Annotated in this window: 19 protein-coding genes; 10 read left to right on the top strand and 9 right to left on the bottom strand. The window is 32.4% G+C overall.

What is annotated here, in order from left to right:
- Both A9G42_RS00385 and A9G42_RS00380 read left to right on the top strand, forming a co-directional pair.
- The coding region (locus tag A9G42_RS00385; protein WP_143426058.1) for a transposase at nucleotides 1-324 on the top strand (324 nt) is incomplete at its 5' end.
- Nucleotides 325-343: 19 nt separating this feature from the next.
- On the top strand, nucleotides 344-1,042 hold the full coding sequence (locus A9G42_RS00380; RefSeq protein ID WP_065652316.1) for a DUF4261 domain-containing protein: 699 nt from the start codon (nucleotides 344-346) through the stop codon (nucleotides 1,040-1,042).
- A 138-nt stretch (nucleotides 1,043-1,180) separates the two neighbouring features.
- Here the strand turns inward: A9G42_RS00380 and A9G42_RS00375 are convergent, their stop codons facing one another.
- The 7 genes from A9G42_RS00375 to A9G42_RS00345 form a co-directional block, all read right to left on the bottom strand.
- Nucleotides 1,181-1,444, bottom strand: a complete 264-nt coding sequence (locus A9G42_RS00375; protein WP_143426057.1) for a hypothetical protein — start codon at nucleotides 1,442-1,444, stop codon at nucleotides 1,181-1,183.
- 30 nt (nucleotides 1,445-1,474) lie between these two features.
- A complete protein-coding gene (locus tag A9G42_RS00370; RefSeq protein WP_065588503.1) occupies nucleotides 1,475-1,876 on the bottom strand; it encodes a hypothetical protein in 402 nt (133 codons plus the stop codon).
- A gap of 310 nt (nucleotides 1,877-2,186) precedes the next feature.
- The gene (locus A9G42_RS00365; RefSeq protein ID WP_065652314.1) at nucleotides 2,187-2,678 is read right to left on the bottom strand and encodes a hypothetical protein; all 492 of its coding nucleotides are present in this window, start codon (nucleotides 2,676-2,678) and stop codon (nucleotides 2,187-2,189) included.
- A gap of 15 nt (nucleotides 2,679-2,693) precedes the next feature.
- A complete protein-coding gene (locus A9G42_RS00360) occupies nucleotides 2,694-3,068 on the bottom strand; it encodes a hypothetical protein (RefSeq protein WP_065652313.1) in 375 nt (124 codons plus the stop codon).
- A gap of 52 nt (nucleotides 3,069-3,120) precedes the next feature.
- Nucleotides 3,121-3,858, bottom strand: a complete 738-nt coding sequence (locus A9G42_RS14005; RefSeq protein WP_218057747.1) for a hypothetical protein — start codon at nucleotides 3,856-3,858, stop codon at nucleotides 3,121-3,123.
- 408 nt (nucleotides 3,859-4,266) lie between these two features.
- Nucleotides 4,267-5,097 carry a phosphoenolpyruvate hydrolase family protein gene (locus A9G42_RS00350; protein ID WP_065652312.1) on the bottom strand — a complete coding sequence of 277 codons (831 nt, stop codon included), beginning with the start codon at nucleotides 5,095-5,097 and terminating at the stop codon, nucleotides 4,267-4,269.
- A gap of 12 nt (nucleotides 5,098-5,109) precedes the next feature.
- Complete coding sequence (locus A9G42_RS00345; protein WP_065652311.1) at nucleotides 5,110-6,321, bottom strand: Tm-1-like ATP-binding domain-containing protein; 1,212 nt, start codon at nucleotides 6,319-6,321, stop codon at nucleotides 5,110-5,112.
- Nucleotides 6,322-6,495: 174 nt separating this feature from the next.
- On the opposite strand from A9G42_RS00345, the gene A9G42_RS00340 reads away from it, so the two are divergent.
- Both A9G42_RS00340 and A9G42_RS00335 read left to right on the top strand, forming a co-directional pair.
- A complete protein-coding gene (locus A9G42_RS00340; protein ID WP_065652317.1) occupies nucleotides 6,496-7,125 on the top strand; it encodes a TetR/AcrR family transcriptional regulator in 630 nt (209 codons plus the stop codon).
- 116 nt (nucleotides 7,126-7,241) lie between these two features.
- Nucleotides 7,242-7,823: a hypothetical protein gene (locus A9G42_RS00335; RefSeq protein ID WP_065566663.1), complete on the top strand. Its 582-nt coding sequence runs from the start codon at nucleotides 7,242-7,244 to the stop codon at nucleotides 7,821-7,823.
- A 267-nt stretch (nucleotides 7,824-8,090) separates the two neighbouring features.
- Here A9G42_RS00335 and A9G42_RS00330 read toward each other — a convergent pair whose 3' ends face one another.
- A complete protein-coding gene (locus A9G42_RS00330) occupies nucleotides 8,091-8,507 on the bottom strand; it encodes a cell division inhibitor SulA (protein WP_065588507.1) in 417 nt (138 codons plus the stop codon).
- A 105-nt stretch (nucleotides 8,508-8,612) separates the two neighbouring features.
- On the bottom strand, nucleotides 8,613-8,990 hold the full coding sequence (gene crcB / locus A9G42_RS00325; RefSeq protein WP_065566665.1) for a fluoride efflux transporter CrcB: 378 nt from the start codon (nucleotides 8,988-8,990) through the stop codon (nucleotides 8,613-8,615).
- Between the two features lie 211 nt (nucleotides 8,991-9,201).
- Here crcB and A9G42_RS00320 point away from each other — a divergent pair, with 211 nt between their 5' ends.
- The 6 genes from A9G42_RS00320 to A9G42_RS00295 all read left to right on the top strand — a co-directional run bounded on the left by A9G42_RS00320 (nucleotide 9,202) and on the right by A9G42_RS00295 (nucleotide 14,398).
- Complete coding sequence (locus A9G42_RS00320; protein WP_065588508.1) at nucleotides 9,202-9,807, top strand: riboflavin synthase; 606 nt, start codon at nucleotides 9,202-9,204, stop codon at nucleotides 9,805-9,807.
- A 591-nt stretch (nucleotides 9,808-10,398) separates the two neighbouring features.
- Nucleotides 10,399-10,605 carry a hypothetical protein gene (locus A9G42_RS00315; protein ID WP_065566667.1) on the top strand — a complete coding sequence of 69 codons (207 nt, stop codon included), beginning with the start codon at nucleotides 10,399-10,401 and terminating at the stop codon, nucleotides 10,603-10,605.
- Nucleotides 10,606-11,196: 591 nt separating this feature from the next.
- Nucleotides 11,197-11,628 (top strand): hypothetical protein, encoded by a 432-nt coding sequence (locus A9G42_RS00310; protein WP_065581801.1) that lies wholly within the window; start codon nucleotides 11,197-11,199, stop codon nucleotides 11,626-11,628.
- A 330-nt stretch (nucleotides 11,629-11,958) separates the two neighbouring features.
- The gene (locus tag A9G42_RS00305) at nucleotides 11,959-12,327 is read left to right on the top strand and encodes an MmcQ/YjbR family DNA-binding protein (protein ID WP_065566669.1); all 369 of its coding nucleotides are present in this window, start codon (nucleotides 11,959-11,961) and stop codon (nucleotides 12,325-12,327) included.
- A 395-nt stretch (nucleotides 12,328-12,722) separates the two neighbouring features.
- Complete coding sequence (locus A9G42_RS00300) at nucleotides 12,723-14,042, top strand: DEAD/DEAH box helicase (protein WP_081302124.1); 1,320 nt, start codon at nucleotides 12,723-12,725, stop codon at nucleotides 14,040-14,042.
- A gap of 20 nt (nucleotides 14,043-14,062) precedes the next feature.
- On the top strand, nucleotides 14,063-14,398 hold the full coding sequence (locus A9G42_RS00295) for a YggL family protein (RefSeq protein ID WP_065566670.1): 336 nt from the start codon (nucleotides 14,063-14,065) through the stop codon (nucleotides 14,396-14,398).
- Nucleotides 14,399-14,784: the final 386 nt, after the last annotated feature.

Raw genomic sequence — 14,784 nt, 5'->3', positions numbered from 1 at the left:
AAAAAATGGGGCGATAAGTATCCAATCGTCATCCAATCATGGCGTCGTAAATGGGATAATTTATCAGCTTATTTCCGCTATCCTGAGCCTATTCGTAAGGTGATTTATACCACCAATGCTATTGAGTCAATTCATCGACAATTTCGTAAATTAACAAAGACAAAAAGCGGATTTCCTAATGAAAATAGCCTACTTAAGCTGCTGTATTTAGGGTTGCAAAATGCGGAGAAAAAATGGACAATGCCAATCCAAAATTGGAATTTAGCATTGTCACAATTGATGATATTTTTTCCTAATCGTCTTGATAAGGTAATCTCTTTGTGAATTAAGCTGACACAGAATTATGAACAGTCTCGGCAAGTTAGATGACGGATGTTATGCTTTATTTGGTTGGGAAAATCATGTCATTAAATTAATTGGCATCAATGCTCCTTATCCTGCTGATGTTTTAGAAATATGCGTAGCACCAGCACATTACAGTCAGGATATTAAAGATCAAGTTCGTGAAAATGATAGTTATATCATTCTATATTATACTGGATATGAAAAGAATATACTTGAGCAATACTTGGCTTTAACTCGTTTTGCAGCTAGTTTTGAACCATTTAATGGTTTAGCGCTGATTAATGGAAAAGGGCATAGCTCATTACCAATAAAAGTTATTCGTCAATTAGCCACAGAAAAAGGCGGAATAGAAGGGTTATGTCATTGCTTACCAATGTTTTATTGTGGTTTTGTCAAATATGAAATAGAAAATGTTAAAGGTGTGTGGATGCGCACGTATGGCGCTGACGCTTTTGGATTACCTGATTTTGCTGTATTAGCTAATAGCCATGATGAAGGCGTATACTATTTTGATATGTTTAGCAATACTCTACAGTATTTACGCGATAGTGGTACAACAATGGCTTCTGGTGACACAATGGAAGTTGGCGATAATAAAATGATGTCTTTACGCACACCACGTGATGATGAAAGTTTTTTAAAAGATGAAGGGTACGTTTTAGTCATTGAAATAAATAGCAATAATGCAACTGCATAAATACTTAACTTGCCAGCAAAATTAACCCAATAAAATAAACGTCTATTTTTCAATAGAGTTTTTATTTTTTATGTTCATTTTATCACTTAATTTATTGCTTAATTTATTTATCGATAGAGCTAGCCCATTATCAAAAAGTTATTTTTTCATTGTAAGTACAATATCGCCAGAATTAAGTCTTACCTTTTCACCATTATATTGGTACTCCGACCACAGAGCAGGATTATCCGATTCACAGTCATTAATAATTCGATATTCACTATAACCTGTATTGTTGCTTAAGATAGGTATAATCTTACCAACAGATCTTTCAATATCATGTTCAGACAAGTAGGTAATTAATTTTTTGACTAATTCTAGTTTGTGTTTTAACTCTGGATTATCTTTATATGATGATTCCATAAAATTAATAATATCTAACATTTATAACCTTTATAAAAATGTAAAACCAAAAAAATGATTTGGGTTAAAAAGTAAATTACCACAGTCTTGGCCATTGAGGTAATTTATACTCATTGAGGAAAAGGGTATTGATGAGTATGCTATTTCGGTGATAGTTACAGTTTGCTCGGTTTTGAATAATTGCGAATAAATTGACATTAATGAAAAATGATCATCGTCATCTAAAGTAAACCATGCTTTAATTTCTGTTAATTCATTATATTGTATAATACCTGCTTCACTGAGATATAACTCAAAAATAACTTCATCAATAATAAAATATAATCTATCATAAAGCGGGTGAAAAATCGGCAGAGTAGCATAATCAACATAGCCAGCGATCATGACATCCTTTAGTTCACCGAGCATTAATCTATCAAAAAATCCTTGCATGATTAACCCTTTTTTTACTTTGTACAGTTAACTCAAAAAACGATTCTATTGTAATCAATATATCAAGAAAGTTTTTATATTAAACTTAACATTTACGCCATTCATTTTTTCACCTCTACTTGTTTAAGTTTAAGCATGTATGGGTAACTTCCACCAAAGCCTCAAACCCCATGTACAGCGCTTCCAATCGTGGCGGTGATTGGAGTTTGTTTTCTTATCGTTTAAATACTTGATATCTAACATACAGTTTCTCTAAATAATCAAAGTAGTATGTAAATGTTATCACACTCAATTAGCATCATTAGCTATTTCAAACATCATCCAAAAGGTATCTATTATTTGATAAATAGAACTCACCGATTTCTTGCACATCTTTATCGTCACTTTGTAAAGCTAAATTTGCCAATTTTTTTGATAATTTCTGGCTAAATGAATTGAATAAATACATCAATATACCAAATGTTTGATAATCCTGTTGCCCTAAAATAGGGGTAATATAATTCCAAATATGTTTTTCTAGCCACTGCGTATTGATACTTAAAATAACCTCTTGGCATAATTTTGTATTGCCATCTAAATATTGCATAATGTTAATAATTTCAGGTAATAAGCTTATTTTGATTGCTTCTGGAAATTGTTTGATCAAGTGTAATAATAAAGGATCAAACTTTTGGGTTAAATGTGTTTTAAGTAATTTAACAGTTTTAGGCTCATTAGCTAATAAATAGAGTTTATCTAATAAATTATCCTGTAGATTAATGCAGTCGGTTAAAAGCTGATTTATCTCATTGAATGAGTGCATTTTTTGTTACCTGTTTTATTTATGATGTTGCTCAAGTTTTATCTGGCAAAACCATATCCAATTATCATGATGAAAATAGAATGCAATATTGTTATCGGGGCAGATAAGTAGGCTATCATCATGAATATTATTTAGGCAATGGGTTGATATTTCCAATCCATTGGTATAAGCATCATAATAATATCCTGATTTAATGGTATAGTGTTTTATAATTTGAGTAAATTTTTCAAAAGCATTGTTATCAATTTTTACACAATGGTGATTCAAATGTTTATCAATATGTTTGATGTTATTGGCAAATTTCGGCCATTTTCCATTAATTAGAAAGTGGTATCGTTGTTTTTTATCTTTTTTTATAAAGTTGTTTATAAAAAAATTAAGATGATTCATAGTATATTGAATATCAAGTTATGATTTGACCTTTATATATTGCCATTTTATCTTAAAAAATACCTTTTAATTGTTTTTTTGATATTTTGATCTGTTTAGCAATGACTTCTACATAGAATGAATGGCTTTGAATAATATAATGCCAATAGTCACCGCGATCATATTGTTGCCAATTAGGGAAATGAGATTGTCGTTCATTGACTAATTGCTCAAGCCATGATGATTCAGGGATAACCCAATAACAAGAATTAAAATCATCGCTATCACAATGACTGTAGTAAGCGCACTGTTTGTTTCGTTCAAAACGCATTGCCCAAACATTAGAAAACTCGAATATACCCGTAAATTTAGAATACTTTGCAGGTTTATACCATATTTTGCAATAGGCGGTTAATGTATCGCCTTTGGATTTTATGACAATATCATCGTTGGGGGCTTGCCAAAAAGGAAGTTCAATGGGATAGGCATGATCTTTGGCTTGTGAGCGTTGATAAGTGATACCATGATTGGTTAAGGTTGTTTGAATATGCTTTTCAACGTGGTAATTAGGATATTTACCCTCTGTAATCATAAAAGTAACAATATAAGATGGATTAAGAATGATGTCAAAAATACGATCAATTTTGTCATGAATCATTATAGCAAAATCACCTAACTTAGCTTTAGCAATACCACTATCATTTTTATAAGTGAATGTACAGTTAAAGGCTTTCGTAAGCTTGGCTAATAGTTGTTCAAATGAGCAATTCTCATCAATTAACAATCTTAACCATTTTGGGGGAGTATTCATCTGTTCCTGCTTAGCACTATTACTTTGTGATTAATTTAAGGCTGAACCGGTAAAAATATTCGCCAGTTTGCCAATAATATTTATCAATTTTAATCTTTTTGGGGATGAATTGTTAGGCTAATCTTATTTTTTATTATCTAAATAATTTTATTAAACGATTATTTTAAATTGAAGATAGTACTGAAAGTTGATTGATAGTTTTACTATTTACTAATTTGTTAACGCTATCTATGCATAGATTACCATGGTTAGGATTTTTATTTCTGTTAAATCTAAGTCACTATATAACGAATATGAGTGGATATTGATATTATAACGTTTTCTCAAATTAGCATTTAATTAATCGCGCAACTATTAAAAAAATAGCAGTGCGACGTGTAAGTCGCACCGTTATTGCTTATATTATTGTTAGTGTCGTTGAATCGATTTAAATTTTTCTGTCGTTTGTTTTAATGCAATTTCTGTCGGTAAACGCTCCATCGAGCTTGCGCCATAAAATCCATTACAATCAGGGCAATTTTTTAAGATATATTCAGCATCTTCTGGAGTAGCAATAGGGCCACCATGACATAAAATAATAATTTCTGGACGGATCGCTTTAGCTGCTTTTGCCCATTGATTGATTAACGGCACACAGTCAGCTAGTTTCAATGCCGTTTCTGCACCAATGCTTCCTCCTGTCGTTAATCCCATATGAGGCACTAAAATATCAGCGCCAGCTTTAGCCATATCGATTGCGTTTTGTTCACTAAATACATAAGGTGTTGTTAGCAGATCTTTTTCATGTGCTTTGCGAATCATTTCTACTTCTAAATCGTATCCCATACCTGTTTCTTCAAGGTTTGCTCTAAAGTTACCATCAATTAGCCCAACAGTTGGGAAGTTTTGTACGCCAGCAAATCCAGTTTCCTTTAATTTATCTAAAAATTGATCGAATTGGCAAAATGGATCTGTTCCATTAACGCCTGCTAACACTGGCGTGTGTTTAACTACTGGTAACACCTCTTTAGCCATATCCATCACGATTTCGTTCGCATTACCGTAGGCAAGTAATCCCGCCAATGAGCCTCTACCTGCCATGCGATAACGACCAGAGTTATAAATGACAATAAGGTCAATGCCACCTGCTTCTTCACATTTTGCCGATAGACCTGTGCCAGCACCTCCACCAATGATGGGTTGTCCTTTTGCGATCATATCATGAAATTTCTTTAGTAACTGTGAACGTTGGTTTTTCATAGTTTTCTCCACTTAATTTTTAATTATTTGAGTAAATTCATTAATAATCAGATCACAAAACTGGGGCGAGTTAATATGATGAGGTGTTTTTATTAATTTTCTTTTAGGGGTCTGAATAAATGTTTTTTCAAATTCATCAATAAAGGCTTTATTCGCTTTTGGTGACCAAAAAATTCCTCCTTCAATATCCAATGCTGAAAAGCCACCTTCAGGGATAATAAAAGTAACGTAACCTTGGCATTGATTAAGTTTATTTGCTATCCAATTAGCCATTTTTTTATTTTCTTCCGGCGTTGTTCGCATTAAGGTTACTTGTGGATTATGTTGGTAAAATAAACGATCTTTATATTTTTCAGGAATAGTTTCAGGGCTAGAAAAATTAACCATATCAAGTGCTCCACACGATCCAATATATGGAATTTGGCTTCTAGCAATTGCGTCAAAACGATCTTCATTACAAGCTAGAACACCATCAAATAAATAGTCACATACTTCTGTTGTGGTAATATCCAGCACTGCATGTAATAACTTGCTATCAGCTAGCTTTTCCATCGCTTTACCTCCACTGCCTGTAGCATGGAAAACGATGCAATCATAATGATCGTGCAATTTGGCTGATATAGATTGAACGCATGTGGTTGTAACACCAAACATAGTTAAGCCAATTGCAGGTTTATCTTCGATCGTTTCTTGGGTTTTAAAAAGAACTGAACCTGCAATAAAGTTAGCCGCATTTGATAAGACTTTTCTTGATATAACATTAATTCCTGCAATATCTGTGACTGAATACATCATTGCAATATCGCTTGCGCCAATATAATCAGAAATATTGCCAGATGCCATTGTAGATACCATGAGTTTAGGAATGCCAACAGCAAGTGATTGCATAGCAGGGGTAATTAATGCCGTTCCTCCTGAGCCTCCTAATCCTAGTATAGCGTCTACATCATTTTGAGCCATCAAAAATAGTTTGAATGCATCTGCCATTGCAACAACCGCTTTACCTCGGTCACCACAAAATATAGCCGATTTGCCATGTGGATGGTAACTTGCAACTATTTCTGACGTGATAGTTGCTAAATGATTAAATTGATGAAGTTGTGTGGAAATATCGATAATTTTATAATTAAGATTTTTTAAATCGAGAAGGGTTTTGATATAAATGATTTCTTCCCTTTTGGTGTCTAGTGTCGTAACCAAATAAATTGTGCTAGTTGATGCCATTTATAGCTCCTAAATAGGTTAATAAGGTTAATACTTTTATCAAAAGGGTGGTTAATAGTCATACATTATATACTCAAAATGAGACATAAGTCTCATTTTTATAATACTAATTTTAACTTAATGATTAAAATGCAGTATTATTTGATGATGAATTCAAATATAACAATATATCTAATGATTCAAGAGACTTTATTGCGTTCTACAAAATATACAGGCGCCAAAAAGAAGACTTATGAACGTTTAATTAATACAGCATTAGAAGCATTAGAGCAGGGCTTTGAACTGTCTATAACCGAATTAGCTGACAAATCGGGGATTTCAAGAGCAACCGCTTATCGCTATTTCCCAACACAAAGTGATCTTATTTCTGCAACTGTTGAAAGCGCTTTAGGTCCCATTTTTAGTTGGCGATCAGAAAAACAAAATGCAGAAGAACGCATCAATGATTTTTTAGCTTTTGCCTTTCCGCAAATGTTAAAACATGAAGGGGCACTACGCGCAGCACTAAGGGTTTCATTACAACAATGGGCAACAAAACGAGCGTCATTATCTCCACAAACCGAAAAATTGGTGCGAGGTAATCGCAAAGAAATACTTGCAACAATTTTATCTCCTCTTAAGGCCGAGCTCCCTGATGAACTATATAATAAGGTTATTTATGCAATTTCGATTATTTATGGCTCTGAAATATTTATGGTACTCAAAGATATCTGGATGTTTGATGACCAGTCTATAATATCACTATCGCAATGGATAGCTAAAGCAGTCATTAACCAAGCTAAACAAGATGCCTCAAAATTTTGATTGATGTGCTATGATAGCTAGTTAGCCTAATTTTGCTGATCGCTAGTGCTATGATAAAAATAAATGATTTTGTGAAAATTAATCCTTATTCACGTGTTTAAAGTAGGAAAACGATAATGAAAAAGCTTGTTTTTATTCTGATTTTTTGTCTTTGTGGGTGTGTGCATAAGCAAACGCAAATTTTACCCAGTAGTGACACCATTATCAAATTAAAGAGTGATGAAAAAATAGGTATTATTGCTGAATCACAAACATACTCATACCAATTTACAAGTGCCGATGCGATAGACAAGCTCAAAAGCTACCGTAATTTTTTAGCAGAATATAAAAATGATATTGAAAAAGTCTCTATCACTTTTTTCCGAGAACATGCAAGCGATGAAATGATCGTTCGGTATAGTAATCTTATCCCAGAAAAAACAGTTTTAAACAATAACAATTTTTCAATGAAGTCTAAATCAGAATGGGTGTTAAAAGATGGTTATTATCAAGTGTCATTTAGCACAAAAGGAAATGCCTATAAGCAAGCAAATACGCTATCTGATCAATATTTATTACCAACCCCCATTACCGTGTTAGTCAAACCTAGAAATGAAATAAAAGCTAGTGAGGACATCACAGGTGATGTAGCAGGTTTAATTATATTGCCAGTTTTTATTCCATTAATGATGATTAGTTGTATTATGGGACCTTGTTAAAAGCTATGTATAAAAGCTATGTGTAGAAAAAGTTCGCCATCACATGCTAGGAAAATGAGAATAATTGATCTACTGCCTATGATTTGAAGTGGAAAAGTAGAACAAAAAAGCTAGCCAATGTGTTGTTATAATTTACTATTATTAATGACCAAAAAGCTGAGTATTTTAAATATGCTCAGCCCTTTTTTAATAGCTATTAAACATTTTAACTTTACTTGCTAAATTTGAAAATGCACACTTATTTGTGCATAGTCACTATGCTTATCGTTAGTGATATTGAATAGGGTGTTCACTTTGTTCATCATGTACTATTTGTTTATCATGTACTAAAAGTAGACATGTGTCACTTGATGATACCGCTTGTTGTAAGCGAGCTTTGTCTTGCTCATTAAGATTATTGATACAAGCAACCACATAACTGCAAGTTTTGTTTTGTAACGCTTTTTCAATAGTTGATATTAAGTTTGCGTTATTTAAATTTGCTAGATGAACAACTTTGTTTTTATCTAAACCTGCGATATTAATCCATGAACGCTTTAACATTGGTCGGGTCGAAAGCCATAATTGCCATTTTTTAGCTTTGTTAAGTGATTTTAATAAAGGTCGTTGTTGTTGTAATACTTGTTGAAAAGGTGATTCAAAATTAATCGCCATAAGTTGTTGTGTTGAATGTTCAATAAGCATAATAATCTTAATACTGTTTTTATATACAGTGTATGTTAGTACAGTATTTCCCGCTTGTAAACTTTATTTTGATTGGTTTTTTATATTATTTACAACTATTCAACTTTAAGAACGTAACCATTGATATGACAATATTCCTAAAAAAGTCATTAAAACAGAACCAATTACATGTATAAATAGGGTTGCCAATCCCCAAGATATTCGGCCTTCTTGTAAAAAATTGACAATTTCGGCTGAAAAGGTTGAAAACGTTGATAATCCGCCACAAAAACCCGTTATAACCAATAACCGCCATTCTGCCGATAGGTTAGAATGATTAAAAAAAGCAATCGCAAAACCAATAATGTAGCCTGCAACTAAATTTGATAGTAGTGTACCTAATGGGATAGCAAAAGTGATCGCATTGAATTTAAGTGATAAAAACCACCGTAATAAACCGCCAGCTACAGAACCCACTGAAATGGCTAACACCAGTTTTAGCATGATAAAACATCCTTAATGATAAAAAACATCAAATTAACTTTAACAAAATCTTAGTATTGGCCTTTTATTGCTAATTACAATAAAAATTATTTTTAAATAATCAAAATACATAAAATTATAGCGTCATCATACCAGTTGAAAATACAAATAGAAACTTATGACCAAGTTGCGATAGAATGTTCATCATTAAGTAAAAAATTGGGGTATAGATATGTTTACGGGTATTGTTCAAGGTGTTGGTCAGATTATTGATATTATAGACCAAGATAAATTAAGAACTTATAAAGTGAAGTTACCGCATCAATTAACCGATAAAATTGAAATTGGGGCTTCGATAGCCAATGATGGTTGCTGTTTAACTGTAACGAAGTTTGATAATGGCGTAGTATCATTTGATATTATGGAAGAAACGTTAGCATTAACCACATTAGGTGATAAAAAAATTAACGATTTTGTAAATATAGAACGAAGCGCAAAATTTGGTGATGAAGTGGGTGGGCATATTATGTCAGGGCATATATCTTGCACAGCAATAATTGTTGATATTCAAAAAACAGCAACTAATTGCCATATGACACTACAGTTACCATCTCAGTTTAGCAAATATGTATTATATAAAGGCTTTATTGGTATTGACGGTGCGAGTTTAACGGTTGGGCAGATAGATAAAGATGGCTTTACGATTCATTTAATCCCTGAAACGTTAGCTATTACCACGTTAGATTCGAAAACGGTAGGGGATAAGGTAAATATTGAAATTGATGCTCAAACACAAGCTATTGTTGATACCGTTGAACGGGTACTGGCGGCAAAATAATCTTGAGTAATTGGAATAGGGGGAAAAAATAATACTTATACTCATGAACAAATAAAGATTAAAACCACACAGACTAATTGCGTTTTAACATTCAATAATCAATTTTAGTTAAAAATTCAAGGCTCTGGGCTACTTTTTTAAGTAATAGATTGGCTAAATAAGAACTATTAAGCTAATCCAGGGTCTAATTTATCACGGCAAGATGCTAATAATTAAAGATCAGAGTAATTAACCGATCAAATAACGATGTTTTTTGTATTAAAGCCTTTAATTGTAAAGCATAATGTATCTTTGTAATATTGACTAACCCTAAATAAGATAAGCAATACTTACTTTTGTAAAATAATAACAATATCGCAGGTCTATTATGGAGTAATAATATAGGCCACTTACCACCTCAAAACAATCAAAAAAACTTTAATAAAATCAATGGCTTTTCTGAATGATTTTTTTCTCTAATCAAGCAGACTATTAGACTATTGATCGATAGTTTGTTTAAAAAATAGACTTGATTTTTTCTCAAATCAGCGCTTATATATAACAGTGATGAGCATGGTGCTTATCACTCATTTAACTTTGGAGGAACTTATAATGGTACAAAAATTTGCTCCGTACGGTAGTGATGTCTCGTCTGGCACTTATAAGTGTGCCGACTGTGGGTATGTTTATTCAAACCAAAGTAAGAAATCGTTACCTCCTTGTCCTGATCATAATAAAACACCGCATAGCAAAAATGGTTGGTATATTATGTCTGGACAAGGGGATTCAGTTAAAGATCCTCATCCTGATAAAAAGTAATCTTATAAGTTAATACTATCAAAAGGTAGCCGACTAGGTTACCTTTTTTGACCGCATTAAAATTAAATTCATAATGTTATAGGGCTATATGATTTAAAAAGTAACACATTCATTCTTGTATAAAAATTAAGTGAATTATAAGAGCCACATTCATCAAAATAAGTGATGGAAAATAGGAAATAAAGAATCATCAAATCAATTTTTAAAGATCACACATTGTTTATTGCTTTTGCAATTTGTTATGTATTTATGATTAAGCAATATAAATAAGTGACATTGTCACTTATGGTGAAATACCCAATTATAAAAATTATTTTTCATTGATATATTTTATTACCAATATTTCCTCGCTGTTGTTTGGGTATTCATCTTAATTAACTTAATATTTAATTATTTTTATCGATTTTGTATAATATAATGATCTAATTAGAATTGTTACAATCAACAATAATTAATAATAAGGGATATATTGACTCAGTATTGGCAACTTTTAATAGCCAATTAAATTATGCTAAAAGCAAATGGATGTTGTGCTATTTATGCGATTAAAATAACATAACTTAATTAAGTTTCAATTTAAGGAATACCGAAGTGAAAAAACGAATAAAATTGGCTGTGCTACTTTCTTCATTTTTGATAATTTCGAACGCTTATAGTGCAGAATTGCCCTCGTCAGCTAATATCACAAAAGCTTTCGCTGATAGCGCTAAAAGATCAATATTAGGCGAAGGAGGAAAGTTTCCTATTAAAACTGAAGCGGGCTACGAAGTCACTAATATTTTTTATAATCTGAATAACGTCGTATTTGAATATAGTATGCCAACTGATAGCCAAAGCGTTTCCATTGTAGATATTACTGAAGGAATCAGACTTGGGCTCAATGCACAATTTTGTAGTAAACAAGATGTGATTGATGTATTACGGGCTTATGATATTCGCTTCTTGTTCCGTTTCCAATTCAATGATGATCGAAATGTGCCAGCAACATTGTCAATTGATGAAATTTGTGAAGAACCAAAATAAATAGCTTTGGCCATCGCCCCAAGTAGTTCGTAAAATTAACGCTCATTTTGCGAACTTACTTTATTCAAAGTTACTGCCAGCTGATTTATTAAGTTATTTTTGTAAAAATTTTTTAGATTTTCTATTTACATAACTAAACCTTTGCATAATAGCATAATTCACTTTTCAAATTCTGCACTGCATATTCGCTTTTTATTGATTTATTATCATTGTTGCCGCTTTCTTTTTGGATTATTATCACAACAAGCACTAATTAGCATACCTTGCTAATTAAAGATGTGATTAAAGTTGTGATGTTATGTTGAGTTAATCAGAAAAAGGGAAACAATGATGAGCCTTAAAAATAGATTAGTTGAATACACGCAGACTTTGAATAATGTTCAAATTGATAATCCTTTCAAAAAGTTTCCTGACTATCAAGTTCTTAGACACAAAAGTAGTGGTAAGTGGTTTGGTCTAATTATGTCAGTAGAGAAAAATAAATTAGGTCTCAACTCGGAAGAGGTCGTGGAAATCATTGATGTCAAATCCGATCCTGAATTAATTTCTATAATAAAAAATAGCACTGGTTTATTACCAGCATATCATATGAATAAAAATAACTGGATTACCATAATGCTTGATGGCTCTGTGCCACTGGAACAAATAATACATTTATTAGACTACAGTTATAATTTAACGAATAAGGATAAAGTTTGAATTTGCACTGATATATCTAATGACTGCCTCGACAAATAAATAACCGTGCAATTCATGAAAAACGGCTATAAAAAAAGTGATCTAAGCTGAGTTACTCAACAACTGTTTTTTGTTTCTCACAATCTATGAGTAGTTATATGATAAATCCCCTATAGAGCATGTGAGGTAAATATCGCCGGTATTTTTATAAAAACATCTTGAAAATCATTATGTTTTAAATAAGGAGTCACTGGATCACACGGAATTATTTTATATATAGAAGTTTGATTTTATTTTAGAACAACAAACAGAACGATAAATCTTATTGTTTAAAATAAGATTTATCAGAAAATATTATTCAATTGCATTATAATGCCTAAGGACAATCCATTTACCATTTATCTAGGAATCAATTCATGTCATTTGACTCTCTTGGTTTAGATACCGAGATTTTAAAAGCAATTCAAGAACAAAACTATACCAGCCCGACGCCCATTCAACAACAAGCTATACCGGTCATTTTATCTGGTAAAGATCTTATGGCGAGTGCACAAACAGGGACAGGTAAAACGGCGGGCTTTGGCTTGCCCATTTTACAAAAACTACTTGAGCAGAAAACTAAAGACGCTAATAATCCAAATAGCAAAAAAAATAAACGTTCTTTATATGCCTTGATTTTAGCGCCAACACGTGAGCTAGCAGCCCAAATTGGCGAAAATATTCGTGGCTACAGCCGTTATTTACCGATTCGATCCTTAGTGGTATTTGGTGGTGTAAGTATTAATCCTCAAATGATGAAATTACGGGGCGGTGTGGACATATTAATTGCAACACCGGGACGATTACTTGATTTAGCACAACAAAATGCTGTGGATCTTTCAACCGTGAAAATGCTAGTATTGGATGAAGCCGATCGCATGTTAGATATGGGATTTATTCATGATATCCGTCGTGTGATTGCTAAATTACCGAAAAAACGCCAAAATTTAATGTTTTCAGCAACTTTCTCCGATGAAATAAAAGTGTTAGCGCAATCTCTATTACATTCACCAGAATCTGTTGCAGTAGTTAAAACCAATAGCGCTTCAGAGCAAATAACCCAATATATACATAGAGTAGATAAACGCCGTAAACGAGAGCTATTGTCTTATTTAATTGGTAAAAACCAATGGCAACAAGTATTAATCTTTACCCGCACTAAATATGGTGCAAATCACTTAGCGGAACAGCTAACTAAAGATGGCATTAAAGCAGCTGCTATTCATGGTAATAAAAGCCAAGGGGCACGAACTAAAGCCTTAGCCGATTTCAAAAGTGGGCAAATTAGAGCATTAGTAGCCACTGATATTGCAGCAAGAGGCCTTGACATTGAGCTGTTGCCTTATGTAGTTAATTATGAATTACCACAAGTTGCTGAAGATTATGTACATCGCATTGGGCGAACAGGGCGTGCACAAAATGAAGGGCAGGCTATTTCGCTCGTGTGTATTGATGAACTGGCTCAATTAAAAGCGATTGAAAAATTAATAAAAAAGCCGATTCCAGAATTAACAACTAACGGGTTTGAAGTTGATCCAAAAATTAAAGCAGAGCCTGTAAAAAAATCATTGCCAAGGCGAGCATCACCAAAAAGAGCGAATGTAACGGGGGCTGGTCGATCGTCGCACTCTAATCAAAAGAGTATTAAATCTTCAAATAGATCGAATCACTCTAATAATAAAAAAACTAATATTTAACAAAGTAGAAGGAAACTATTATGGTAAATCGTAGCAAGCGTTTACGAAAAAAATTACATATTGAAGAGTTCAAAGAATTAGGCTTTACTGTTAGCTGGTCTTTTGACGAAGGCACAAGCGAAGAGACTTTAGATAACATTGTTGATCAGTTTATTCTTGAAGCCATTCAACCAAATGGTTTAGCTTATGAGGGGAGTGGTTATTTAAATTGGCAAGGTATTATTTGCACCCAAAAATTAGGAAATTGTACTGAAGAACATCGTGACGTTGTCACAAAATGGTTGGAAGATCATGGTTTAAAAAATGTTAAAACCAGTCAACTTATTGATATTTGGTGGGATGAGTTAGCATTTTAATTATTAGGTTATTTTTAAATATACGTTATTCTTAAATAAAAGTAGTCACGTATGTGGCTATTTTTATAACTGAATTTTATCGTACTAATGGTGAATTTATTTTTTATTAACTATTATATTAATATCAACTACATCACCTATTATATTTACATCTTTTTAAGGATGGCTATTTATAATACAATCATACAAACGATAAAATATATCAAATAATAAGTGGATTACCTCGGTGAGTAAAAAACTATCATTAAGATAATTACTGTCTACTATTTGGGCAAGGCTCAATTACATTATGAGTGAAAACGCTATTTTCAAGCTTGATAAAAAATATACATCTTTTCTATTAAAACAGTCAGGTGCGTATTGATTTTATTATGTTTTTACCTTGT

It is taken from the genome of Gilliamella sp. Nev6-6 (assembly GCF_001690605.1).
Lineage (GTDB): Bacteria > Pseudomonadota > Gammaproteobacteria > Enterobacterales > Orbaceae > Gilliamella > Gilliamella apicola_C.
The sequence above is the reverse complement of the archived record's forward strand: the minus strand, read 5'-3'. Positions and strand labels throughout refer to the sequence as shown.